Annotated in this window: 22 protein-coding genes and 3 riboswitches; of the genes, 15 read left to right on the top strand and 7 right to left on the bottom strand. The window is 61.1% G+C overall.

All coding sequences use genetic code 11. The features are described from left to right. Window positions 1–17: 17 nt before the first annotated feature. Window positions 18–2,267, bottom strand: a complete 2,250-nt coding sequence (locus DK391_RS28225) for a TonB-dependent receptor (RefSeq protein WP_109481305.1) — start codon at window positions 2,265–2,267, stop codon at window positions 18–20. A gap of 70 nt (window positions 2,268–2,337) precedes the next feature. After that, a complete protein-coding gene (locus DK391_RS28220; protein WP_109481304.1) occupies window positions 2,338–2,826 on the bottom strand; it encodes a DUF2946 family protein in 489 nt (162 codons plus the stop codon). Window positions 2,827–3,088: 262 nt separating this feature from the next. Here DK391_RS28220 and efeU point away from each other — a divergent pair, with 262 nt between their 5' ends. The 14 genes from efeU to DK391_RS28155 all read left to right on the top strand — a co-directional run bounded on the left by efeU (window position 3,089) and on the right by DK391_RS28155 (window position 15,881). Beyond that, complete coding sequence (gene efeU, locus DK391_RS28215; RefSeq protein ID WP_109481303.1) at window positions 3,089–3,922, top strand: iron uptake transporter permease EfeU; 834 nt, start codon at window positions 3,089–3,091, stop codon at window positions 3,920–3,922. Continuing rightward, window positions 3,919–5,121: an iron uptake system protein EfeO gene (gene efeO / locus DK391_RS28210; RefSeq protein ID WP_109481302.1), complete on the top strand. Its 1,203-nt coding sequence runs from the start codon at window positions 3,919–3,921 to the stop codon at window positions 5,119–5,121. The genes efeU and efeO (DK391_RS28210) overlap by 4 nt, the downstream gene beginning before the upstream one ends. Then, window positions 5,118–6,410, top strand: coding sequence for an iron uptake transporter deferrochelatase/peroxidase subunit (efeB, locus tag DK391_RS28205; protein ID WP_109481301.1), 1,293 nt, complete (start codon window positions 5,118–5,120; stop codon window positions 6,408–6,410). Before efeO (DK391_RS28210) ends, efeB begins: the two co-directional genes overlap by 4 nt. Before the next feature lie 51 nt (window positions 6,411–6,461). Further along, entirely contained in the window at window positions 6,462–7,280 is an 819-nt protein-coding gene (efeO, locus tag DK391_RS28200; RefSeq protein WP_109481300.1) for an iron uptake system protein EfeO, read from the top strand. A gap of 290 nt (window positions 7,281–7,570) precedes the next feature. Beyond that, window positions 7,571–7,951, top strand: coding sequence for a DUF2946 domain-containing protein (locus tag DK391_RS28195; RefSeq protein WP_109481299.1), 381 nt, complete (start codon window positions 7,571–7,573; stop codon window positions 7,949–7,951). 297 nt (window positions 7,952–8,248) lie between these two features. After that, window positions 8,249–10,360, top strand: coding sequence for a TonB-dependent receptor (locus DK391_RS28190; protein WP_109481298.1), 2,112 nt, complete (start codon window positions 8,249–8,251; stop codon window positions 10,358–10,360). A 69-nt stretch (window positions 10,361–10,429) separates the two neighbouring features. After that, window positions 10,430–10,597, top strand: a complete 168-nt coding sequence (locus tag DK391_RS44990; RefSeq protein WP_204117453.1) for a hypothetical protein — start codon at window positions 10,430–10,432, stop codon at window positions 10,595–10,597. 35 nt (window positions 10,598–10,632) lie between these two features. Further along, a riboswitch (cobalamin riboswitch) is annotated at window positions 10,633–10,823 on the top strand. 60 nt (window positions 10,824–10,883) lie between these two features. Continuing rightward, on the top strand, window positions 10,884–11,945 hold the full coding sequence (locus tag DK391_RS28185) for a HoxN/HupN/NixA family nickel/cobalt transporter (RefSeq protein ID WP_109481297.1): 1,062 nt from the start codon (window positions 10,884–10,886) through the stop codon (window positions 11,943–11,945). A 92-nt stretch (window positions 11,946–12,037) separates the two neighbouring features. Next, window positions 12,038–12,418 carry a DUF2946 domain-containing protein gene (locus DK391_RS28180; protein WP_109481296.1) on the top strand — a complete coding sequence of 127 codons (381 nt, stop codon included), beginning with the start codon at window positions 12,038–12,040 and terminating at the stop codon, window positions 12,416–12,418. 103 nt (window positions 12,419–12,521) lie between these two features. After that, complete coding sequence (locus DK391_RS28175; RefSeq protein WP_109481295.1) at window positions 12,522–13,421, top strand: hypothetical protein; 900 nt, start codon at window positions 12,522–12,524, stop codon at window positions 13,419–13,421. Window positions 13,422–13,432: 11 nt separating this feature from the next. Further along, window positions 13,433–13,807, top strand: coding sequence for a copper resistance protein CopC (locus DK391_RS28170; protein WP_109481294.1), 375 nt, complete (start codon window positions 13,433–13,435; stop codon window positions 13,805–13,807). A 137-nt stretch (window positions 13,808–13,944) separates the two neighbouring features. Then, window positions 13,945–14,199 carry a DUF2282 domain-containing protein gene (locus DK391_RS28165; RefSeq protein ID WP_109481293.1) on the top strand — a complete coding sequence of 85 codons (255 nt, stop codon included), beginning with the start codon at window positions 13,945–13,947 and terminating at the stop codon, window positions 14,197–14,199. Between the two features lie 42 nt (window positions 14,200–14,241). Continuing rightward, window positions 14,242–15,114 (top strand): DUF692 domain-containing protein, encoded by an 873-nt coding sequence (locus tag DK391_RS28160; RefSeq protein WP_109481292.1) that lies wholly within the window; start codon window positions 14,242–14,244, stop codon window positions 15,112–15,114. Continuing rightward, complete coding sequence (locus tag DK391_RS28155; RefSeq protein ID WP_109481291.1) at window positions 15,111–15,881, top strand: DNA-binding domain-containing protein; 771 nt, start codon at window positions 15,111–15,113, stop codon at window positions 15,879–15,881. Before DK391_RS28160 ends, DK391_RS28155 begins: the two co-directional genes overlap by 4 nt. A 276-nt stretch (window positions 15,882–16,157) precedes the next feature. On the opposite strand, the gene DK391_RS28150 is transcribed toward DK391_RS28155, so the two are convergent. The 3 genes from DK391_RS28150 to DK391_RS28140 form a co-directional block, all read right to left on the bottom strand. Further along, window positions 16,158–17,420 (bottom strand): HD domain-containing protein, encoded by a 1,263-nt coding sequence (locus tag DK391_RS28150; RefSeq protein ID WP_109481290.1) that lies wholly within the window; start codon window positions 17,418–17,420, stop codon window positions 16,158–16,160. Between the two features lie 17 nt (window positions 17,421–17,437). Further along, a complete protein-coding gene (locus tag DK391_RS28145) occupies window positions 17,438–18,142 on the bottom strand; it encodes an epoxyqueuosine reductase QueH (protein ID WP_109481289.1) in 705 nt (234 codons plus the stop codon). 91 nt (window positions 18,143–18,233) lie between these two features. Then, complete coding sequence (locus tag DK391_RS28140) at window positions 18,234–19,142, bottom strand: LysR family transcriptional regulator (RefSeq protein ID WP_109481288.1); 909 nt, start codon at window positions 19,140–19,142, stop codon at window positions 18,234–18,236. Window positions 19,143–19,255: 113 nt separating this feature from the next. Between DK391_RS28140 and metE the strand changes: the two genes are divergently transcribed. Further along, window positions 19,256–21,547 (top strand): 5-methyltetrahydropteroyltriglutamate--homocysteine S-methyltransferase, encoded by a 2,292-nt coding sequence (gene metE / locus DK391_RS28135; RefSeq protein ID WP_109481287.1) that lies wholly within the window; start codon window positions 19,256–19,258, stop codon window positions 21,545–21,547. A 100-nt stretch (window positions 21,548–21,647) separates the two neighbouring features. Here metE and cobF read toward each other — a convergent pair whose 3' ends face one another. Both cobF and DK391_RS28125 read right to left on the bottom strand, forming a co-directional pair. Then, window positions 21,648–22,418, bottom strand: coding sequence for a precorrin-6A synthase (deacetylating) (gene cobF, locus DK391_RS28130; protein WP_109481286.1), 771 nt, complete (start codon window positions 22,416–22,418; stop codon window positions 21,648–21,650). Further along, window positions 22,415–22,741, bottom strand: coding sequence for a hypothetical protein (locus tag DK391_RS28125; RefSeq protein ID WP_162600925.1), 327 nt, complete (start codon window positions 22,739–22,741; stop codon window positions 22,415–22,417). Before DK391_RS28125 ends, cobF begins: the two co-directional genes overlap by 4 nt. A 279-nt stretch (window positions 22,742–23,020) precedes the next feature. Further along, window positions 23,021–23,163: riboswitch (cobalamin riboswitch) on the bottom strand. Window positions 23,164–23,273: 110 nt separating this feature from the next. Further along, a riboswitch (cobalamin riboswitch) is annotated at window positions 23,274–23,341 on the top strand. Window positions 23,342–23,455 lie beyond the last annotated feature (114 nt).

The following is a 23,455-nucleotide window of genomic DNA, read 5'->3' as shown; positions in this document are numbered from 1 at the left end:
ATATGACATCTGCGCAATCAGAGCGTGACTCTGATGCCTCCAAAAATGCTGAACGGCTGCCCCAGTTGCGGCGGCGTGGTTGCGCCCTGCGCGCCGGTGTCGTAGTACAGATTTCCGCCCAGGTTCTCGATCAGCCCATACAGCTCGACGGTCTTGTTCACGTGGTACGACGCGCCGAGATCGATCACGGCCGCGCCGCCGTTCCTGACCGTGTGCGCGGTGTTGTACCAGTAGCCCGTCCACGCTTTCACCTGCGCGGTCAGCGTGAGTGCCGGCAACGCCTGCCAGCTCGCGCCGCCCGTCCAGACCCAGTGCGGAATCTGACCGATCTGGTTATGCGTCGGCGACGTAGCAGGCGAATTCGATTCCGTCAGATACGCTTCCGTGTAGGTCAGACCGCTCTTGAGCGTCAGCGTAGGCAACACCTTGACATCGCCGAACAGCTCCGCGCCCATGATGGTTGCCTTGCCAACGTTCTGGTATTGCCGCACCGACGTAATGCTGCTCAGGCCCGTGCCAGCCACAAAGCCCGCACAACTCGCGGCCGTCGAACAGAGGGTCGGATAGTCGATGTAGTTGCTGACGCGATTGTGAAACGCGGTGAATGACACGTTGTACGTGTCACGCTTCAGATCCCAGCCGATTTCTTCGCCCACATTGGTTTCGGGCACCAGATTCGGATTGGTCGCGTTGTACGTCCCACCAGAGACATACGAGCGATACATCTGATTCATTCCCGGCGCGGAGAAATCCTTGTACACGGCGGCGCGCAGATCGAGGCCGTTGTCGAAGTAGTATTTCGCGCCCAGCCGTGGGTTGAAGGTCAGTTTGTCCGCGTTGCCAAGCTGCTGGTTCAGGCTGCCCGCCAGCGATTGCCCCACGATCGACGCATTGCTGGCGCGCCAGTAATCGCCGCGCAGACCGAGCGTCACGTCGAGCGGAATCGAGCTCGCCCTGTAGGTGCCCTGCGAGAACAGGCCGAAGAACTGGTGCTGGCCGTGCGCGGTGAAGCTCGACGTGTTGGTGCCCGCAACGTTGTACAGGTTGTTCTGATCGTCCACGCCCAGGTAGCGGTAGTCGATACCGACCTTCAGATCGTGGATGGGCCCGATATCCTTTTGCCAGTAGACCGATCCGCCGCCCGTCTTGTACGGCGAATACTCGATCTGCGACACGTACGAATAGCCGAGGGTCGGCGTCGACAGCGAATAGCCGCCCGTTTGCGTTGCGTTCTGCGTGGAAAAGTTCGTGCGATCGAGCCACATGTATGCGTTCAGGCTGCTGCCGTCGTCGAGCTTGCGCGTCGCGCCTGCGCGCAGACCGTAACGCTCCCACGTGTTCTTCGCGTTGGCGTAGACGAGGCCGTCTTCGTGCTTGTCGTGGTCGTAGATCTCGAGGTAGTACTTGGAGGCCGCATCGGGCGTCAGATAGAACGACAGCGCAACGTTATTGGCGAAGCCGGAAGTGGCCACGTTCGACGCATTGCGGTATTGCTCGGGCGTGAGGTTGTAACCGTCCGTGTGGTACGTGCTGGCCGTGAGCCCCACCTTCAGCACCGGCGTCGACACGAGCGTGATGGCGGCATCGGCCGTGCGGGTGTTGAAGCTGCCGTACGACACATCCAGCGTCTTTTCGCCAGGCTGCGGCTCTTTCGTGATGATATCGATCACACCGCCCATCGCGAGGTTGCCCCACAGGCTCGTCGCGCCGCCGCCGCGGATCACTTCGATCTGATCCACCCTGCCCTTGGGCACCAGCGACCAGTCCACCGTGCGGAAATAGCCGTCGTTGATCGGCACGCCGTCGACGAGCACCAGCGTCTTCGTGCCGAACGCGTTGCCGAAGCCGCGAATGCTCACAATCGACGACGTGGGATGCAAGGCGAACGTGGAGACCATCGGCGTGTAGACGCCGGGAATCTTGTTGACGATCTGGTCGACAGTCGTTTCCGGCGCCTGTTCGACCTGCTTGCGCGACAGCGACGTCGTGCTCAGGTCCATGTCGTCGAGTGTCGAGCCCTTGCTGGCGGACACGGTCACGCTCGGCAGCGCCGTGCTCGCGGCTGCATCCGCATTGCTGCCCGTTGACGCGGAGGCTGAGTCTGCTGTCCCTGTCGAGCTTGCAGCGTGGGCGGCCGGCACACTGGCCAGCAGCGCCGAAATAGCGAGGAAGATGGCTCGCGCGGGGAAAGAGTGATCTGCGCGGCGCATCGAAGGCGCGCGCGTGTGGACACGACCCGCGGCATGCGGGCGTTGGACCTTGTTCATCGTCAGTATTCAGGAAAGCAGAGAGGCACGCCGTCGTATCGTTACGGGCGTGAGCGGACAGTCTGTCTTGTCAGCTGAATACGGGCGGGGCGCGCGTGAGAGGGCGCGTGAAAACGGCGAGACGCGGCAGGCTGTTGGTAGAGCCTGCAGGCCAGAACTGGCTGCGCGCCTGCGGAAGGAACAGCAACAGCAGAACCACGACGCCCGCGAGCGCCGTCGCCAGCGCCGCGCTGAACGCGCACACGCCGCTGTCCTTGTTCGATGTGTTGCCTTGCTGACCGGCATGCAGATTTGTCGACGCGTCGTCTGCCGCGAAGGTCACGTGCGTTGCTGCCGCACGCGAGATCTGCTCGCCGATGGCGACGCCAGCCGCCTGGTCGACGAACATCGCGCCGTGGCCGGAACAGATGACCAGCACGCCACTTGCCGCCGTCTGATCGGGATCGATCATGACAGCGCCAGGCAACAAGGCTCGAGACATCAGCACGCTGAAAACCAGCAACAGCAGAGCATGCCGGGTCACGCCGCCTCGCGACAGGAAGTGGCGAAAAAGGTTCATGGCGCGAGATTCTACATGCGTTAGCTCAAAGGTTCTGCGTCAGGTACACGAAAGGGTGGCGCATTCCGCCGTGGCGGGCGCCGTCGTGTCGCACCCGCAACACTTTGTCGCAGGCACCACGAAAACATTCCTCTGTGTCGCTCCCGGAACCTTTTTGGACTAACCCAGCTTAGCTGGCATCCCCCTTTCAGCCAATTTTATAATGCGAATGATTGCTAATTGCGATTAAACTACACGACTATTCTCTTTCGCTTGAGATCGCATGCTTGTTCCGTTTCTTATCATGCTGCGCGAGGGCATCGAAGCCGCCCTGATCGTCGGCATTGTCGCGAGCTATCTGCGCCAGACGGGTCGAGGGCAGTGGCTGCCCGTCGTCTGGATCGGCATTCTGCTCGCCGTTGCACTGTCCCTTTTTGTCGGCGCGGGGTTGCAATTTGCCAGCGCCGAGTTCCCGCAGAAGCTGCAGGAGCTGTTCGAGGCCATCGTCGGCGTGATTGCCGCAATCGTGCTGACGTCGATGGTGCTGTGGATGCGCAAGGCCGCGCGCTCCATCGCGGCCGAACTGCGCGCCTCCGTCGACGCCGCCCTCTCGCAGCCCGGCGCCAAGGCCTACGGCCTGATCGCGATGATCTTCTTCGCAGTCGCGCGCGAAGGACTCGAATCGGTGTTCTTTCTGCTCGCCACGTTCCAGCAAAGCGCAGGCGCTGCCGCGCCGCTGGGCGCGCTGCTCGGCGTGCTGTGCGCGGCGCTGGTCGGCTACGGCATCTATGCAGGCGGCGTGCGGCTGAATCTGCGCCGCTTCTTCCGCTGGACGGGCGTGTTCATTCTGGTCGTCGCGGCCGGCATTCTCGCCAGCTCGGTGCGTGCGCTGCATGAGGCCGGACTGTGGAATCACCTGCAGGGTGTGGTCGTCGACCTGAGCGGCTTCCTGCCCGTCGGCAGCGCGGCCGGCACGCTTTTCTCGGGAATCTTCGGCTACCAGGACACGCCGACCGTCAGCGAAGTACTCGTCTACGGCGTGTTCCTCGTCGTCACCCTTTATCTGTTCCTGCGGCCGATGCCTGCGCCCGTGGTCGAAGGACAACTGCAAAAATGAGTGATCGTTCCACCCTGGCTGCCCCGCCGCAGTTGCCGGTCAAGGCGGTGCGCGCCGCGCTGGCCGTATCGATTCTGCTGGTGCTGGCGGGTCTGGTGCTGTTTTACCAGGCCACGCGCTTTGCGCAGCGTGCCCATTCGAACAACCAGCGCACGCTGAGCGTCGAAGTCGGCGCACACGAATGCACGCCCTCCAGCCTGTCCGTGCCGGCTGGCCTGACGGTGTTCAACATCCACAACACGTCCGATCGCGCTGTCGAATGGGAAATTCTGGACGGCGTGATGGTGATCGAGGAGCGCGAGAACATCGCACCCGGCTTCACGCAATCGCTGTCTGTCGATCTCGCGCCGGGCAACTACGCGATCACCTGCGGTCTGCTGAGCAATCCGCGCGGCAGTCTGGTCGTCACGCCCGCAGCAGACGCGGCGGCCAAACCGGCCACGCTGTCTACAGTCGATTTCATCGGCCCGCTTTCCGAGTATCGCGTCTACCTGGGCATCCATGCAGCAGGTCTTGCGAGCGCGGCGAAATCGCTTTCGACGTCGATCCAGGCCGGCGACCTCGCCGCCGCGCGCGAAGCATATGCGAATGCCCATGCCGAATACGCGCGCATCGCGCCTGTCGCGGCGTTGTTCGCGGATCTCGATCACCGCATCGACGCACCCGCTCTCTATTTCGACAAGGGCGAGCAGGACCCCGCGTTCAGCGGCTTTTACCGGATTGCATACGGCCTCTACGGTCAAAGCAATACGACCGGGCTGAAGCCCGTCGCCGACAAGCTGGCCGCCGACATCGCCATGCTGTCCTCGCGCATCGATGCGCTGTCGATGCAGCCCGCACAACTGGCGAGTCTCGCTGCACGGCGCGCGGAACAGGTCAGAGACCGGCTCGCCGCCGACGCGAAGACGCCCTACGCAAAGGACAGCGGCGCGCAGTTCGAAGCGACGCTCGATGGCATTCGTGAGATCAGCGATCTGCTGACGCCGCTGCTCAAGACCGATCCGTCGCTGGGCAAGGCGCTCGCGGACAACTTCAGCCAGCTCGATGCCACGCTCAAAAAACTGACGGCAAGCGCAAACGGCTCGCCCATCGCTGTTTCCACCAACGACACGCTGTCCGGTCAGATCAACGCGCTGATCGACAACCTGCGGCGTGTGAACCCCGCACTCGGTCTCGACCATACCGCTTCATCATCATGACGCAATGCCCTTTCGACTTCACAGCCGGACTTCCTGAATCGCCGCGCCGGCGCCGTCTGCTGGCGGGCGCAGGACTTCTCGGCGGTGCACTGGTCGCCGATCTCGCCAACGCCGCCGCGCCCGCGGCCAAACACGTCACGGACGCACCTGCCGCGAAAGGCGGCATCGAAGACCGTTATCCGTTTCGTGGCCTGCGCCAGCAAGGCATCACGACACCGCGCCCCGCTGCGGGCATGGTGGCCGCCTTCGATGTGCTCGCGAGCGACCGCGCCGGACTCGAGCGCCTGTTCCGCGTATTGACGGAACGCATCGCATTCCTCACGACAGGGGGCCCGGTTCCGCAGACCGACCCGGACTACCCGCCCCCGGACTCCGGCATTCTCGGCCCCGTCGTCACGCCTGACGGGCTGACCGTGACCGTCTCGGTGGGCGCATCGCTGTTCGACGACCGCTTCGGCCTCGCCGCGCAGAAGCCCGTCCATCTCACGCCGATGACGGGTTTTCCGAATGACTCGCTGGGCGAACGTCTGTGTCACGGGGATCTGCTCCTGCAGTTTTGTGCTCACACGCCAGACACGAATATCCACGCATTGCGTGACATCGTGAAGAACACGCCTGATCTTCTCGTGCTGCGCTGGAAGCAGGAAGGCACCGTACCCGTCATTGCTGCCTCGGCCAACAAGCGGCCGGAAAGTGCGCGCAACCTGCTCGGCTTCCGCGATGGTTCCGCCAACCCCGATTCGAGCGACGCGGCGCTGATGGAGCGCATCGTCTGGGTGGGCAAAGAGAACGGCGAGCCAGCATGGGCGACGCACGGCTCGTATCAGGCAGTGCGAATCATCCGCAATTTCGTCGAACGATGGGATCGCACGCCATTGCAGGAACAGGAATCGATCATTGGCCGCCACAAGCCGACGGGCGCACCCTTCGACGGCAAGACCGAGTTCGACGTACCCGATTACGCCGCTGATCCCGAAGGCAAAAAGACCCCGCTCGACGCGCATATCCGCCTTGCCAACGACCGCACGCCAGAAGCGCAAAAGCATCTGATCCTGCGCCGGCCGTTCAACTATTCGAATGGCGTCGCGCCGAATGGCCAACTCGAAATGGGTCTGCTGTTCATCGCGTATCAGGCGAATTTGCAGGAAGGATTCATCGCGGTGCAGGAGAAGCTGAACGGCGAGCCGCTCGAGGAATACATCAAACCGATTGGCGGCGGCTACTTTTTCGCGTTGCCCGGCGTGCCGGGCAAGGACGATTTTCTCGGCCGCACATTGCTGAATGCTTAAGCGCGACGCCCGTTGCGAACAGATTAACCAGACGACAGGAGAACCGACACAATGAAAAAGCACATCGTATCGTTGGCATTGGCAGTCATGATCGGCGGCATGACGACGGCCTATGCGGCCGTCGCGCCGCTGGATCTCGTCAAGCCGGTTGCAGACTACAAGATCTACGTTTCGACGGAAGTCACCGATCTCGTCACGCAAACGCGTGCCTTCACCGATGCCGTGAAGGCCGGCGATCTCGCCAAGGCGAAGCAGCTCTACGCACCGACTCGTGCGCACTATGAAGCCGTCGAGCCGATCGCGGAACTGTTCAGCGATCTCGACAACGCCATCGACTCGCGTGCCGACGATCACGAAAAGCGCGAAAGCGATCCGACCTTCGGCGGATTCCATCGCATCGAATATGGGCTCTTCTCGCAGAACCGCACGGCGGGTCTCGCGCCGGTCGCCGACAAGCTGATGAAAGACGTGCTCGATCTGCAAAAGCGCATCGCGACGCTGGTGTTCCCGCCGTCGAAGGTCGTGGGTGGCGCTGCCGCGTTGATGGAAGAAGTAGCGGCGACCAAGATTTCGGGCGAGGAAGACCGCTACAGCCACACCGATCTGTGGGACTTCCAGGCGAACGTCGATGGCGCGCAGAAGATCGTGCAGCTGTTCGAACCGCTGATCCGCAAGCAGGATCCGAAATTCGCCGACAAGATCGCAGCCAACTTCGCGACGGTCGATCGCATTCTCGCGAAGTACAAGACGCCGACCGGCTACGAGACCTACGACAAGCTGTCGGCCGCTGACCGCAAGGCGCTTGTGGGCCCCGTCCAGACGCTGGCCGAAGATCTGTCGCGCCTGCGCGGCATGCTCGGTCTCAAGTAAGCGAAGCATCGATAGCACGCCCGATAGGCCGGCGTCCCCGGTCTATCGGATCGGTTGAAAGCGGCAGTCCATCCGCAGCACCAACTTTCTCGGCCGGCAATACACACGCACTACGCACGTAATGCGAGCGCGCGCAGCATCATCGCGCGATCAGGCCAACTCCCTTTGTCAACATACACGCATCGCGCCGCCGCGTAACTTCATCATGCGTGAACACGGATACTTCATCGTCCGTCGACATGGCATAATCCAGCCCTTCAAAACTTACAAACTTTCGAGCGCCTGTCGATATGCTGCGTCTACGCTTGCAAAAGCTGGGCAGTATCCTTGGATTGCTTGCAATCCTGATGACGGTATTCGCGCCTGCCGTCTCGCAAGCGCTCGCCTCACATGAGCGCGTCGACGCACTGCTGCATAGCTATTGCTCGGTCGATAACCCATCGGGTGATCTGCAAGCGGACCACACCAGCTCCACGCCTTCTCTTCCTCATCTGCAGGCTTGCGGCTATTGCCACTTCTTTAGCCATGCGCCCGCCGTGCAAACGGCGAACGCCAGTTTTGCACCGGTCGTGTGGATCGACCGTGCGCCCCGGCTGTTTGCCCCTGTGCTGCCATCGGCCCGGCCGATCCTCTCTGCCGCGCTACCACGCGCCCCTCCCCTGAAGTCCTGATCCCACGCGAACTGTGACGACCGCAAGCGGCCGTCACGCGTTCGTGCGTGCTTTCCCTGCTGCTCACCAAGCCTGAATGGCTGGCGAACCTGCGTTCGCCGGCTGGCATCGCTTTGTCTCGTGACCTGTCGCTTCAAAGCGGCAGTTGCGGCGGGAAACACGCGTCTCATGCGGACCGGCAGCTTGCGCGTCATCGCGCACGCCGACACGGTCCGCCCGCATTCCGGTTGTCGCACGCGGCCAGATCCGCTACGTCGACGCCAGCAGAACGACATAACACAAGAGGATTCGGAAACCATGTTCCAACCTGCCAACCGCCGCCGCGCGCTATCGAGTGCAGCGATGATGCTGTTTGCCGGCAGTGCCCTTGCACAAGCCGATTCAGGCACCACGCGAGCCAGCGAGACCACGCTGCCGCCCGTTGCCGTCACGGACACGCGACAACCATCGCTGACCTCGAAGACGGTCGCCGAACAGCGCAGTGAACTCGATCAGACAGTCGGTTCAGTCGGTTTCGTCGACAGCGAATCCTATGTGAATACCTACGCATTCACCTTGCGCGATGTGCTGAAGGACGTCCCCGGTGTATTCGTTCAGGACCGCTACGGCCAGGAGCTGCGTCTGTCGATTCGCGGTTCAGGCATTGCGCGCTCGTATCACACGCGCGGACTGGAAATCCTGCAGGACGGCATCCCGACCAATCTTGCCGACGGCAGCGGCGACTACTACCAGATCGATCCCCTCGCCCTCCAGGCGACCGACGTCTACAAAGGCGGAAACGGACTGGCGTATGGCTCATCGACGCTTGGCGGCGCAATCAATTTTCTGACGCCGACAGCGTATACGGCCGTCGCGCCCAACATTCTGCGTCTGGAAGGCGGCAGCTTCGGCACCGCGCGCGGCAGTGCGCAGTTCTCGCGCATCGTCGGCCCGCTCGATTTCCTGGGCACCTTCACGGTCGATCACGCCGATGGTTTCCGTCAGCACGAGCGCGGCCAGTACGAGCAGTTCAACGGCAATCTCGGCTATCGCTTCAGCCCCGATGTGGAGACGCGCTTTTATTTCGGCGCATACATCGTCAATCAGGAACTGCCCGGCACGCTGTCGCTTTCCGATGCGCTCAACAATCCGACCAAGGCCGCGCCGAGCGCGCTGTCGGGTGACCAGGCGCGCAATTCGCGCACCGAGCGCATCGCGAACCGCACCACCTTCAAGCTCGACACCGGCCAGATCGACGTCGATACGTGGGCCATCCACAAGAGCCTGTATCACCCGATCTTCCAGGTGATCGATCAGGATGGCTGGACCTATGGCATCGCGCCGCGCTACACGGCGAGCCTGACAATCGGTGGCATGCGCAACGACGTGATCGCGGGCGCGAGATTTTTCGGCGGCAACAACCAGGCGCGGCAATACATCAACGTGTCGGGCGACAAAGGCACCCAGACGCTCGATTCGACGCAGAGCGCGTACAACTATGAAGCCTACGTCGAGGACAGACTGTTCTTCCTGCCGACCTTCGCGGTCATGGCCGGCTTCAAGGCATTACGCGACGTGCGCAAATATGTCGATCACGGCGGCCTCGCCGCCGATCCGACCTACAAGTCGACCAGCGAGACCTTCAACGGTGTGAACCCCAAGCTGGGCCTGCTGTGGCAACCCAATAAGGAAATTCAGGCATTCGTCGACATCACGCGCAGCCAGGATGTGCCCGACTTCGGCGATCTGACGCAGACCTTCAGTACCACGACCAGCTTCACACCGCTGGCGTCTCAACACGCATGGACGCTCGAACTCGGCACGCGCGGCACGCGCGACAGGTTCTCGTGGGACATCACCGGCTATCGTTCGATCGTGCGCGACCAGTTGCTCCAGTACACCACCACCCCTGACATCCCCGCGTCCACCGTCAACGCGAACAAGACGATCCTGCAAGGCATCGAGGCAGGCGCATCGATCGATCTGTTCCGCAACATCGCGAGTGCGGGTGCAGGCGATCGCATCACGCTGTCGGGTATCTGGAATCTCAGCGATTTCCGTGTCAAGGACGCTCCGCAATACGGCAATAATCGCATCGCCGGCGTGCCCGTCAACGTGCTGCGCGCGACGCTCGGCTATGCACGCCCGAACGGCTTTCACATTTCGACGAGTGTCGACTGGGTGCCGGCGGGTGCATGGGCGGACGACGCGAACACCTTGCGCGTGCCGGGCTATACGCTGCTGGGCGTGCAGGCGGGTTATGACTTCCGCAACGGCTTGTCGCTGTTCCTCGACGCGCGCAACCTCACCAACAAGCGCTATGTCAGCGACATCAGCACGGTCGCCGATGCGCGCACGGCAAGCAGCACCGCGATCTTTTATCCGGGATCTGGCCGCAGCATCTACGGCGGCATGCGATACGCGTTCTGACATGGAATAACCCGGCGCCTGGCTCAGTCAGGCGTCGTGACGCACTCACTCGCGCAAATGGAGAACGATATGACCGAGACCCGACAGTGGGTTGGCTGGCTGAAGCGGCATCGCTTGCAACTGAATCTGACTGCCCTGATCGCACTTGGCATCTGGGCTGGCTGGATGGCGTGGATCACGCGGCCAGGCGACTCCCCATCGCAGTACATGGCGCCCATCTGCTGGACGCGCACCTAGCGTCGGTGTACGTCACACCAGGCTTTATTTTCGGGAGATAATCGCGCGGCGTGGGTTGCCGCAAGGCATTGATAGGGAATACGGTGAGGCACCCGCCGAGTCCGTAGCTGTACCCGCAACTGTAAGCGCAGAGTCAGGCATCTGTATGCCACTGAATCGCTCGGGAAGGCGATGCCCAGACGTTGACGCGTAAGTCAGGAGACCTGCCCACGCCCGGAGTGCAAAGAAGTATTCCGGCCGATGCCGCTCGCCCCCGGGCGGCCTAACCCGCATGCGAGGACAATTCATGCAACGGCTTGCTTTCTCCCAGTTATTCGACGATGGTCCACAGGCACTGCGTGGCAAGATCATCGGTATCTTTTCATTGCTGGTCGCCGCCAACATCGGTGTCTGGGTGTGGGCGCTGACCGCGCTGCACGCGCGGCCCGCCCTGCTTGGCACCGCACTCCTCGCCTACACCTTCGGCCTGCGCCACGCTGTCGACGCCGACCATATCGCCGCGATCGACAACACCACGCGCAAGCTGATGCAAGCGGGCAAGCGGCCGGTTGCCGTCGGCTTCTTCTTCTCGCTGGGCCATTCGACGATCGTGATCGGCCTGTCTGTCGCCGTTGCCTTCGCCGCCGTCACGTTAAAGGCGCGCTTCGAGGACATGAAGGACATCGGCGGCGTGATCGGCACGTCGGTATCGGCGGGTTTCCTGCTCGTGCTGGCCATCGTCAACGTGATGATCCTGATCTCCGTGGTCAAGACCTTCCGTCGCGTGCAACGCGGCGAACGTCTTGTCGAGGAAGATCTCGACATGCTGCTCAACAAGCGCGGTTTCCTCTCGCGTATCTTCCGCCCGCTGTTCAAGCTGGTTTCGCGCAGCTGGCACATGTACCCGATCGGCTGTGTGTTCGGTCTCGGCTTCGACACGGCAACCGAGGTCGCGCTGTTCGGCATTTCGGCGGCACAAGCTGCCGACGGCATGTCGCTCGGCACGATCCTGATCTTCCCGGCGCTGTTCACGGCAGGCATGTGTCTCGTCGATACGGCCGATGGCGTGCTGATGCTGGGCGCCTATGGCTGGGCTTTCATGAAGCCCGTGCGCAAGCTCTACTACAACATCACCATTACGTTCGTATCGGTCATCGTGGCTGTGCTGATCGGCGGCATTGAAGCGCTGGCACTGATCGCCGACAAGCTCGAGCTCAAGGGCGGTTTCTGGGACCTGGTCGGTTCGCTGTCGGACAATTTCGGCCTGCTTGGTTACGCGGTGATTGGCCTGTTCGTGTTGAGCTGGCTGGTCTCGGTCGTCGTGTACAAGATCAAGGGGTATGACGAAATGCCCGTCAACGTCGGCTGATACGCATGATCAGCGATTACGCCATGTGTAGCCGGATGCGCGTGGCATAATCGCTGCCATCAGACTCAACAGAAACAACCTGGCCCCGGCCCATGCGAAGCCGCTTTTTCCGGTTCACTGGCAGCTTCATAGGATTGCTTGCGATCCTGATGGCCACGCTTGCGCCGACCATTTCGCATTCGCTCGCGGCAATGCACGGCGGCGGCGAAAGCGGCATGCATTGCTCGATGCCGTCGATGCAGCACGACGCCGGCCAGGACGCATCGCATACACATACATCGATGCCGGGCGGCGATGCGTGCGGGTATTGCAGCCTGCTCGCGCACATGCCCGCCGTCGTCGCGCCGCAACTCGTTTTCACCCAGATCATCCAGGTTGTCCTGCAGCGAATCGCGACACGCTTCGAGAGCGTGCGCCTTGTCGAGCCGCTCGCGCCCGGACAACCACGCGCGCCACCTTTCCGCCTTTCCTGATCCAGCTTCACTACCGCTGCCATGCGCGTGCTGCCGCGTGGCGCACGCTCGCGCGCCGTTACGCCGCGCGATGCCGCCCACAACCAGGAAAGAGGACGCATTCATGCACACCTGTTCGACGGGACGCGCGCCTGCGCGCGCCGCATCACCACTCTTTGCGGCCGCGATTGGCCTCATCACGTTGTTGCCGCTGCATGCCCACGCGCACGCGATAGCCGGCGACCGCGTTTTCCCAGCCACGATGGCCGTCGACGACCCCGGCGTCGGCGACGAGGCTAACCTGCAGTTCGGCCATGTCCGCGTGCCGGGCGACAACGGCGACCAGAGCGTCAACACGTGCGATTTCGACTACGACAAGCTCATTACGTCGCGGCTCGCGCTGTCGGTGGGCGGCACGTATGTGATGCAGAACAACCCGACTGCACATGGCTTCGACAACTTCGACGTTGGGCTCAAGTATCTGCTCTACGTCAATGAGCCCCATGAGTTCATGACCTCGATCGGCGTCGACGCTGAAATTGGTGGCACCGGCAGCCACGCAATCGCCGACAGCTTTTCGACGATCTCCCCTACCGTTTATATCGGCAAAGGCATGGGCGACCTGCCGGACTCGTTGGCTTACCTGAAGCCTGTTGCGATCACAGGCGAATTTGGACCTTCGCTCACAACGGGCGCAGGCCAGCCGAACGCATTCAACTACGGGTTCACCGTGCAATACAGCCTGCCCTATCTGGAGCAGCATGTGCATTCTGTCGGTTTGCCGCAGCCCTTTGCCAATCTGATTCCGCTGGTCGAAATTCCGCTCTCGCGAAGTCAGGGACAAACGACGGGAACCGTCAACCCGGGTTTCATCTGGATCAATCGCTATGGGCAGTTCGGCATCGAGGCGCAGATTCCGATCAACCGCGCGAGCGGTTCGCACGTCGGCGTGCTGGTTCAGGCGCACGTGTTCTTCGACGACGTTGCGCCGACCACGATCGGCAAGCCGCTGTTCAACTGGTAAGGGAGATTCGTATGATCAGCCGTCTCGCGTCGCTCGCCTGGAAGACAGTCTGTGGACTTGGCCTCACCCTGGCTTTATCTGGCATCGCTTTTGCGCACGTGTTCCCGCGTAATCAGGTGCCGGGCGCGGGCGCCAGCGTGGCGTCGCCACCCGAGGTGCGGATCGTCTTCGACGGCCCGCTGGAACCCGCGTTTTCGTCACTGACGGTCACGGATGCAGGCGAAAAGCAGGTCAATACCGCCAGGTCCGCCGTGGATGCACAAGACCACGACGCGATTTCGCTCGCATTGCCTGCGCTGCAATCGGGACGCTACACGGTCCACTGGGTTGCCGTTGCATCGGACGGTCACCGGACCCATGGCGATTACAGCTTCGAAGTGAAATAGCGAAATAGCGAAATAGCGGCCAGCCAAACGAGAGCACCGCCTATTGTCTATATTTCAGATCACTTGATGCGTCTTGCTTCGCAACCCTGCGCAGCGGGACGTTGAAGCCAACCGTTTCTGTGAACAGGAGGAAAAACATGAAATCCGATACCGCGCGTCACGCGCTCATTGCCACAGCGCTTGCCGGTCTTGCCGTTGTGACGCCCCAGTTGGCCCACGCGGACAAAAAGGTTCAATGCTACGGCATCGCAAAAGCCGGACAGAACGATTGCGCCAGCAAGACGGGCGTCCACGGCTGCGCAGGTGAAGCCAAGGTCGACAACGACAAGGGTGACTTCAAGAACTTGCCCGAGGGTACGTGCAAGAAGCTGGGTGGAACGGTTGACGGCTAACCGTTCTCCTTGCACAGATCAGGTCACACGAAGCCCTTCACGATGAGTGAGCCGACCACGACCCCGCGACCTTCCGGCGTTGGCGTCGGACTGCGCCACGCGCATTACGCAGATTTCCTTGCGTCGACGCCCGCTGTGGACTGGATCGAAGTCCACAGCGAAAACTACTTTGGCGACGGCGGCTACGATCTCCATGTGCTGGAGACCATCCGGCGCGACCTGCCCGTCAGCCTGCACGGCGTGGGTTTAGGGTTGGGCTCCCCGGTGCCGCTGGATAGGGTTCATGTCGGCAAACTTCGGCGTCTCGTGGATCGCATCGACCCGCACATCGTTTCAGCGCATCTGTCGTGGAATGCGGCATCGTCGGCGTATCTAAACGATCTGTTGCCGATGCCACTCACCGACGAAGCGCTCGACTATCTTTGTCCACGCGTCGACGCGCTTCAGGAAATCCTACGGCGCCCGGTTCTGCTGGAGAACGTGTCGGCCTACACGCGCTTTCGTGAGGACCGGTATGGAGAAACCGTTTTTCTGGCGGAACTGGCAAGACGCACGGGTTGCGGCGTGCTGCTGGACATCAACAACCTCTTCGTCAATCAATGCAATCACGGTGAAGATGCGATCGCCGCCATCGATGCGCTTTCGCCGCAGGTTGTGGGCGAGATTCATCTTGCAGGACATAGCGTGACCGGGATCGGTGTCATCGACGATCACGGCTCATCCGTGACGCCCGAAGTCTGGCGTCTGTACGACTATGCGCTGCAACGTTTCGGCCATCGCCCGACGCTGATCGAGTGGGACACGAATCTGCCGCCACTCGCGGAACTGGTCAACGAGGTGGACAAGGCTCGCAACGTTCTGGCGCGTACCGATGGACCGTTGATTTCTGAAGCGTGCAAACAGGGGCGGACATGAAGGCATCGCTTGCAGACACTCAGCAAGCCTTTTGCAGCGCTGTTCGCGACGCACGGGAAGACGCTGCGCTTTCCGGCCGACTCTCAACGCCTCCCAATATCGTCAGCGGACGTTTGAGTCTGTACCGGCGCAACGTCCAGTCAGCGTGGCTCGCAGCGTTGAAAAATGCCTACCCGGTTTTGCTGGCACTGACCGGAGAGCGCTATTTCACCGGGCTTGCGCAGGGCTATGCGAAGGATCATCCATCGGAAAGCGGCGATCTCAACCAGTACGGAGCCCATCTGCCTGAGTTCATCGAGAGGTGGGAACAGAATGCGCTTTACGGCTACTTCGGTGACGTCGCACGGCTCGAATGGGCCGTTCACAACGCCTGGTATGCGGCCGATCCACGCGTCACCAGCACGCAGCAGTGGCAGGAAACCGGAAGCGAGCGCCTGTTAAACAGCAGGCTGACGACCCATCCCGCATGTTCAGCCATGCGCTCGCGTCATTCGATCGGCGATATCTGGCGCGCTCATCAACCCGGCGGCGATGCGCCCCGCGATATCGATGCGGCAGCATGCGTGCTTGTCGTGCGACCACACTGGCGTCCTGTCGTCGTGGATCAAACCCTGGCGGCACATGACGCATTTCTGGCTTTGCAACACGGCCGGACACTCAACGAGGCGATTGACGTTGGCCTCGAGGCCAATAGCGCGTTTGATATTGCCGCGCAATTGCAGGTGTGGATATCGATAGCCGCAGTGACGGGAATGGTGGGAGCCTGAGCGACTCGACGAGGCTGCTGGACAGGACGCCAGCAGGTTAATGATGATGCGAACGCGCGGAACAATAGGAACGCGCCAACGCCGCGTTGACAGGATCGGTCTGATCGACCATGCACCAGCAGAGTTCTGCGAAGGCAAGGATGAGCGCGAACATGGCGCAGGTTTTCATTTCCATATCGCAAGGCCTTCGTTTCAGCCGGCAACCGATATTTGCATTACAGATTCTGTAGGATAGCAGCAGTGAGCGTATTGAAAACATCGCGCGAAGGCAGCGCGCTATGTCGGAATCCGCTCTTGCGGCACCTTGAACATATCCTGAGCGATTGACGCAGCCCGCGCTGCGGCGTGATCGGGCACGAACAGATAAAAGCGCCATAGATCAGCATATCGATCCTGCAGTGCGCCAATCTCGGCAGATGTGGTGCTGCCCGCATCCTTCAGATACTCGAGGCCCCGGCTCGTCTCGACAGGCACGGCCGCTTCTTTCATTGCCGTCAGCGCGGGACAGTACAGGACGACATCGGTGAAGGGCAGCCCCAGCTGCGCAGCCATTTCCCGCTCCGCCTGCGCGCGATGCTCGCGCGACGCATGGAATCGTGCGACCCATGTCTTTCGCTGCTCAGGTGGAACGCTCCTGCCCGAGACGACATAGCCGCGCTTCAGCAGTTCGCGGTTGAGCGTACGGCGAGCCAGAATAGCCGCATCCGGCACATCACAGCGCGCAAGCCGGTCCAGCAACGTCCAGTCGTTGAGCTCGAGCAGATCGTTTTCGGCCAGCACGTTGTGATCGAGAGCAAGCTCGACCGACTTTGAAATCATTGCGCCCGCGACCACTTTCGTGTGGTGATAGTACACACGCTCGGTCAGGTAGTAACGCAGCCGCAGCACGCCGATGATCTCCGAGCGCGCATCGGGCCGATCCATACCGTCACGTGCCAGCCTGATCACAAGACGGTCATCGCGCTCCGCGAAGCAACGAAAAATGCGATCGTCATAGTTCTGCGCAAGCCCGGAAAAATAGCTGTCGCGGCGCAGATAATCGAGCAGATCGGCGTCCACGCTGCCTGAGATGATGTCCTTTGCCCATCCGGGCATCGTCTCCGAAGACGGCAGCCCCAGCAGACTTGCCACCGGCTCACGCACGCCAAGCCGCGTGAGCGCTGCGCCAAGCTCACCGGCAAAGAGATTCTCAAGCCGCGACCCTTTATCGTGTCGCGCAAACAGCCGCCGTTCATCTTCCAGCGTATGACCGAATGGCACGTGCGTGACGTCATGCAGCAAGGCGGCCACGCCAACGGCCTCTTCCAGTTCCTGGGGAACCACGAGACCCTTGCGACGCAAGCTATCCACGATCCGATGCGCAACAGCGCATGCGCCTATCGAATGATCGAAACGCGTATGCAGTGCGCCTGGATAAACCAGATGCGCCGTCCCAAGCTGTTTGATGCCGCGCAAGCGCTGTACGACGGGCAAATCGATCACGGCCGTTTCAAGGCGGGTTAGTTCGATGTCACCGTGGATCGGGTCGCGCAATAGCATGGATATAGAGTCCAGCTTCAAGAGGTCGTATCAGTGGATGGACCGGCCGGCGTGTCTTCGTTGCCAGCGGGTGTCTGCCCATAGTACAGCTCACCCAGCCTGATCCGCTCACGGCCCATCGCGATGCGGTGCTCGTTGGTATCGCGAAGCGAATACACGCACCCGCAATATTCCTGCTGATAGAAATTCTCGCGCTTGCTGATCTCGATCATGCGGGCCGACCCGCCACCCTTGCGCCAGTTGTAGTCCCAGTACATCAGGTCCGGGTAATGCGAAGCCGCACGTATGCCGCAATCGTTGATCTGCTGCATGTTCTTCCAGCGCGAAATGCCGAGCGAACTGGTGATCACCGGAAAGCCATGCTCGTGCGCATACAACGCGGTGCGCTCGAAACGCATATCGAAGCACATCGTGCATCGAATGCCGCGCTCAGGTTCGTTTTCCATACCGCGAGCGCGCGCAAACCAGTTATCACGGTCGTAGTCGGCATCCACGAACGGGATGCCGAACTTCTCGGCGAAGCGGATGTTTTCATCCTTGCGCAAGTCGTATTCCTTGCGCGGATGAATGTTCGGGTTATAGAAGAAGATCGTGAAATCGATCCCCGAGGCCACCATCGCTTCCATCACTTCGCCAGAACACGGCGCGCAGCAAGAATGCAGCAAAACCTTCTGATGGCCGCCCGGCAGAGGCAGAGATTTGCGTTCGTTTGAGACTGTCATAGTCGGTCTTCCTGTAGTACCTGGTCCGCCGTTCGAGATGAAATGGTATGTTTTATCGAACGACTCGTTTTGTTCATGCATCGACGCAACACTAGGCCCGCATCTTCGCTTCCGCCCACTTCGACTCGCGCGCAGTCTTCACGAATGCGGCCAGATATTCGATTTCGTCGTCGGCTTTGCGTGTGCCGAGAAAGATCTGCTTCGCAATGCCTTTCTTGCCGAGTTGCACCGGCGTAAGTGGCATCCAGCCCGCGTACTCTTCTGCGAGCCAGCGTGGCAGCGCGGCCACGCCGCGGCCGCTCGCCACCATTTGCAGCATGATGTCGGTCGTCTCGATCACCTTGTGGCGCCTCGGCACCACTTGCGCAGGCGTCAGGAACTGCGTGTAGATATCGAGCCGGTCGGTTTCGACCGGATAGGTGATCAGCACTTCCTTCGCGATCTGGTCAGGCGTGACGTACGCTTCACCCGCTAACGCGTGGTCATCGCCGACGACCAGCACCTGCTCATAGTCGAACACAGGGTGAAAGTGCAATTCAGGCTTCTTGAGCGGGTCAGGCGTCACCAGCACGTCGATCTCGTAGCCAATGAGCGCGCCAATGCCGCCGAACTGGAACCGCTGCTTCACGTCGACATCGACATCAGGCCAGCGTTCGAGATACGGCGATACCACCTTCAGCAGCCACTGGTAACACGGTGCACACTCCATGCCGATGCGCAGCGTGCCGCGCTCACCTTGCGCGTACTGCTTCATGCGCTCCTCTGCCAGTTCGAACTGCGGCAGCATCCGGTTCGCAAGACCCAACAGATACTGGCCTGCCTGCGTGAGCCGCATCGAACGGCCCTCGCGCGTCCATATCGGCGTGCCCAGTTGCTGCTCCAGTTTCTTCACTGCATGGCTTAGCGCCGACTGCGTGAGATTGAGCGTATCAGCGGCCGCCGTCAGCGAGCCTTGCCGCTCGACTTCACGCACGACCATCAGATGACTGCGCTCCAGCATTTCTCACTCCATGAACGAAATTAATGTTTGCATGAAATAAATACATTTTTATTCATGCAGGAGAGATTCTATCATCGCCTTTAGCTACTTTCCTATGGACGGCAAACGAAACCATGGTCACTACGCATAACCTGGGTTTTCCGCGCATCGGCGCCAGGCGTGAGCTGAAGTTCGCACTCGAAAAGTACTGGAAGAACGAGTCGTCGCGTGACGAGCTGAAGGCGGTTGGTGCGCAGCTTCGCGAGCGTCACTGGAAGGAGCAGGCGCGCCTTGATTTCGCGCCCCTTGGTGATTTCGCGTTCTACGATCAGGTGCTTGATATGAGCTTCACGCTCGGCAATTTGCCGGAACGCGTGCGTGGGTTTCATGGTGATACGCTCGACAACTATTTCCGCGTCGCGCGGGGACGCTCGGCTCAAGGTGCGGACGATCACAGCGCATGCTGCGGCGGTGTCGCCGCGGGTGAAATGACGAAGTGGTTCGATACGAATTATCACTACATCGTCCCCGAGTTCGATGCGAACACGAACTTCTCGCTCGATCCGTCGCGACTGCTCGAACAGTTGACGCAAGCGCGCACGCTGGGCGTAAAAGCCAAGCCAGTGATCATCGGCCCCGTCACGTATCTGTGGCTCGGCAAGGCGAAGGACGAATCCGACAGGCTCGCCCTGCTGCCGCGCCTGCTGCCCGCCTACGCGGCGCTGCTCGATTACTTCACGGCGCAGGGCATCGAATGGGTACAGATCGATGAACCCGTGCTCGTGACGGAACTCGACGCGGCGTGGCGTCAGGCATTCCGTACCGCATATGAAGCGCTGTCCGAGCGTCGCGTGAAGCTGCTGCTCGCGACCTACTTCGGTCAGCTGCAAGACAATCTCGAACTCGCGTGCAAGCTGCCTGTCGATGGCCTGCATATCGATGCGATCAACGCTCGCGATGAAATCGTCAAGGCTGTCGCGCAACTGCCGGCGACGACGGTGGTGTCGGTCGGCGCAATCAATGGCCGCAACATCTGGAAGACCGATCTCACGGCTGCACTCGACTGGCTGGAACCGCTGCGCCGCGCGCTCGGCGATCGTCTGTGGATCGCGCCGTCGTGCTCGCTGCTGCATACGCCCGTCGATCTGAACAGCGAACAGAAGCTCGACGCCGAGATCAAATCGTGGCTCGCCTTCGCGCTGCAAAACCTCGACGAACTCTCCGTGCTGGCGGGCGCGCGGAACAACGGTCGCGACTCGGTTGCGGAAGCACTCGCTGCTAACGCGAACGCTATCGCGAGCCGCCGCGCATCGCCGCGCGTGAACAACCCGGCTGTGAAGGCTGCGCTTGCGAAGATCGACGCGTCCCTCGGCAAACGCGCAAGCGCCTACGCGCAGCGCGCGGAAAAGCAATCGGCGATCCTGAATCTGCCTGCGTTCCCGACCACCACGATCGGCTCCTTCCCGCAGACGGCTGAAATCCGCCATGCGCGCAGCCAGTTCAAGGCAGGCGAAATCGATCAGGCCGGCTACAAGGCCGCGATGGAGCAGGAAATCACGCGCGCCGTGAAGGAACAGGAAGCGCTCGGCCTCGACGTGCTGGTGCACGGCGAAGCGGAGCGTAACGACATGGTCGAATACTTCGGCGAGCAACTCGATGGCTACGCGTTCAGCCAGTTCGGCTGGGTGCAGTCGTATGGTTCGCGCTGCGTGAAGCCGCCTATCCTGTTCGGCGACATCAGCCGTCCGAAGGCAATGACGGTCGAATGGATCAAATACGCACAGTCGCAAACCGCGAAGCCGATGAAGGGCATGCTGACGGGCCCCGTCACGATCCTGAACTGGTCGTTCGTGCGCGATGACCAGCCTCGCTCGGTATCGTGCTACCAGCTCGCCCTGGCAATCCGGCAGGAAGTGCTGGACCTGGAAAAGGCCGGCGTGCGCATCATCCAGATCGACGAAGCGGCGCTGCGCGAAGGTCTGCCGCTGCGCCGTGCGCAATGGGCTGAATACCTGCGCTGGGCGGTGGAATCGTTCCGTATCACGGCCAACGGCGTGCGGGACGACACGCAGATCCACACCCATATGTGCTATTCGGAGTTCAACGACATCATTGCGTCGATCGCCGATATGGATGCCGACGTGATCACGATCGAGACATCGCGCTCCGATATGGAACTGCTCGACGCGTTCGATGACTTCAAGTATCCGAATGAGATCGGGCCAGGCGTGTACGACATTCACTCGCCGAACATTCCTAGCCAGGAACACATCGTGAACCTGATGAAGAAAGCGGCCGAGCGCATTCCGGCGGAGCGTCTGTGGGTGAATCCGGATTGCGGCCTGAAGACGCGCCAGTGGGCGGAAGTGTTGCCCGCGCTGACCAATATGGTGGCGGCTGCTAAAACCCTGCGCCAGTCGGTCTGATCGTTGCGGTTCTCCTGGCCGCAGCGAATCGAAGGCCGCCTGCGGGCGGCCTTTTTCATCGCGGCTCCAACGACCGTTCATGGAAGAGGCTCGCTCACGGCTACTCCTCCGTTTCGCCTCGCCGTTTCAGCAGATACGTATCCATGATCCAGCCGTTGCGCTGGCGCGCATCGGCCCGGATACGCTCGATGTCGTCCACCACTTCACGAAGCTTGCCCGCGAGAAGAATCTCGTCTGGCGTGCCGACGTAGGCGCCCCAGTAAATGTCGAGGTCCTCATCACAGAGCTGCCGGAAGGCATTCTGCGCGTCGAGCATCACAACGACGCTATCCACGTTGTTCGGGAAACCCTCTGCGATCGTTCTGCCGTTCGTAATCTCGACGGACTGGCCGATCGCATTGAGCGCGACGCGATGCTTCGCCGCCAGCGCCTGCACGCTGCTGATACCCGGAATGACCTCGTATTCGAATTCGTGACGGCCGCTGCGCGCTATCGCGCCAATGATCCGCATCGTGCTGTCGTACAACGATGGATCGCCCCACACCAGAAAGGCGCCGCACTCACCATCGGAAAGCTCATCCGATATCAGGCGCTCGAACACGAGCTGCTTGTCGAGATTCAGCTCCTGTACCGTTGCGACATAGTCCTGTCCATCGCGCTTTCGCTCGGGACTTGCCGCCTCCACGATCCGGTAAGCCCTGTCCTTTACATACCGCTCGATAATTTCCTTGCGTAATGCGACGAGCTTCTCCTTCGACAGCCCCTTGTCCATCACGAAGAATACGTCGACCTGATTGAGCGCATTGACTGCCTGGATCGTCACGTACTCGGGGTTGCCAGCACCAATGCCGATGATCAATATCCGTTTCAAGAATCCACTCCGCCTTGATCGGTCGACTGCGCATCTTCGCGAACGTCGAACCATGAAATGTTGTTGTCGCCGATATCGAGAATCTCGTCGGTCATGAGCGTAGCAACCATCGGCTCAGGTAGTTCGATCCCAAAGGCGCGGGCCATCTCACTGAAATAGCCGAGCACTTCCTTGCGCGCCGGACGCTCGTCCATGAACAGCGGCTCGCTCTCCTCCGATCCGATCTGAATGACCATCCTGTGCGACTGCCCTGCGCGGCTCCAGCCCATGCTGACCCGCGCAGGAAGACCGCCAATGGTCGTTCTGAGTATCCGCTGACTCATGCTTGCTCCCGCGAACGCGTTCGAGGACGTGTCGGTCTGCGGCGCGTGTCTGCTACGTCAGATGAAATGGCGCGCGTGCTGTATCCCGTCGCGCAGTTCAGCGAGACATCGAACCTGAGCCGATCACAGTAAAGACGGATTACGTCGCGTCTGGCAAAGCGCGCGGGAAGCGACCTTGTTCAGATCGCCATTCAGGCAGAAGTCTGGCGTCAACGGTAAAACCGCGAACGAAGTGAATACGCATGAGCAGGCTCCTCTGGGGTTACGCGCCCCGGTGCAAGGTAGGGAAGAGCAATAGCAAGGTCTGGCTCCTGGCCAATCATCGATATTGACCAGACACAGTGGCGCGACCGCGCCGGAATCACACCGGCTTCCCGCTATGGCTATAGACGACAGTCTAATCCCATCCTGCTTCGTCGTTGCGATGAGGTCGCGCAGATTGCGGCGATTTGGGCGCTGCGTTCCGGCACAGGGTACCTGATGCGTTCTCTGATGACTGTTTCGCGGGTAGAATCCTCGCCGTACGATGTGTGGAAGCCGGTGCGATTCCGGCGCGGTCGCGCCACTGTAAACGGCATGAAGGGAAGCCGAAAGCCAGACCCACTTTTGTGCCACTTTCTCAATCGCTTTCGGGGCGCGAAACCCCAGGAGATCTCTGCAAATGAACGACACCGTTCTTCATCCCGTCGCCGCGCCTGTTCCCATCCCCCTGCG

Origin of the sequence: Paraburkholderia sp. C35 (assembly GCF_003121405.1) — a bacterium.
Taxonomy (GTDB): domain Bacteria; phylum Pseudomonadota; class Gammaproteobacteria; order Burkholderiales; family Burkholderiaceae; genus Paraburkholderia.
This window is presented reverse-complemented; position numbering and strand designations above follow the sequence as displayed.

Coding starts and splice junctions, on each gene's coding strand:
- efeU (WP_109481303.1), top strand. CDS start 3,089: ATGCTTGTTCCGTTTCTTATCATGCTGCGCGAGGGCATCGAAGCCGCC.
- DK391_RS28225 (WP_109481305.1), bottom strand. CDS start 2,267: ATGAACAAGGTCCAACGCCCGCATGCCGCGGGTCGTGTCCACACGCGC.
- DK391_RS28195 (WP_109481299.1), top strand. CDS start 7,571: ATGCTGCGTCTACGCTTGCAAAAGCTGGGCAGTATCCTTGGATTGCTT.
- metE (WP_109481287.1), top strand. CDS start 19,256: ATGGTCACTACGCATAACCTGGGTTTTCCGCGCATCGGCGCCAGGCGT.
- DK391_RS28125 (WP_162600925.1), bottom strand. CDS start 22,741: ATGAGTCAGCGGATACTCAGAACGACCATTGGCGGTCTTCCTGCGCGG.
- efeB (WP_109481301.1), top strand. CDS start 5,118: ATGACGCAATGCCCTTTCGACTTCACAGCCGGACTTCCTGAATCGCCG.
- DK391_RS28165 (WP_109481293.1), top strand. CDS start 13,945: ATGAAATCCGATACCGCGCGTCACGCGCTCATTGCCACAGCGCTTGCC.
- efeO (WP_109481302.1), top strand. CDS start 3,919: ATGAGTGATCGTTCCACCCTGGCTGCCCCGCCGCAGTTGCCGGTCAAG.
- DK391_RS28145 (WP_109481289.1), bottom strand. CDS start 18,142: ATGACAGTCTCAAACGAACGCAAATCTCTGCCTCTGCCGGGCGGCCAT.
- DK391_RS28140 (WP_109481288.1), bottom strand. CDS start 19,142: ATGCTGGAGCGCAGTCATCTGATGGTCGTGCGTGAAGTCGAGCGGCAA.
- DK391_RS28180 (WP_109481296.1), top strand. CDS start 12,038: ATGCGAAGCCGCTTTTTCCGGTTCACTGGCAGCTTCATAGGATTGCTT.
- DK391_RS28170 (WP_109481294.1), top strand. CDS start 13,433: ATGATCAGCCGTCTCGCGTCGCTCGCCTGGAAGACAGTCTGTGGACTT.
- DK391_RS28150 (WP_109481290.1), bottom strand. CDS start 17,420: ATGCTATTGCGCGACCCGATCCACGGTGACATCGAACTAACCCGCCTT.
- DK391_RS28220 (WP_109481304.1), bottom strand. CDS start 2,826: ATGAACCTTTTTCGCCACTTCCTGTCGCGAGGCGGCGTGACCCGGCAT.
- DK391_RS28155 (WP_109481291.1), top strand. CDS start 15,111: ATGAAGGCATCGCTTGCAGACACTCAGCAAGCCTTTTGCAGCGCTGTT.
- DK391_RS28190 (WP_109481298.1), top strand. CDS start 8,249: ATGTTCCAACCTGCCAACCGCCGCCGCGCGCTATCGAGTGCAGCGATG.
- DK391_RS28185 (WP_109481297.1), top strand. CDS start 10,884: ATGCAACGGCTTGCTTTCTCCCAGTTATTCGACGATGGTCCACAGGCA.
- efeO (WP_109481300.1), top strand. CDS start 6,462: ATGAAAAAGCACATCGTATCGTTGGCATTGGCAGTCATGATCGGCGGC.
- DK391_RS28160 (WP_109481292.1), top strand. CDS start 14,242: ATGAGTGAGCCGACCACGACCCCGCGACCTTCCGGCGTTGGCGTCGGA.
- DK391_RS28175 (WP_109481295.1), top strand. CDS start 12,522: ATGCACACCTGTTCGACGGGACGCGCGCCTGCGCGCGCCGCATCACCA.
- DK391_RS44990 (WP_204117453.1), top strand. CDS start 10,430: ATGACCGAGACCCGACAGTGGGTTGGCTGGCTGAAGCGGCATCGCTTG.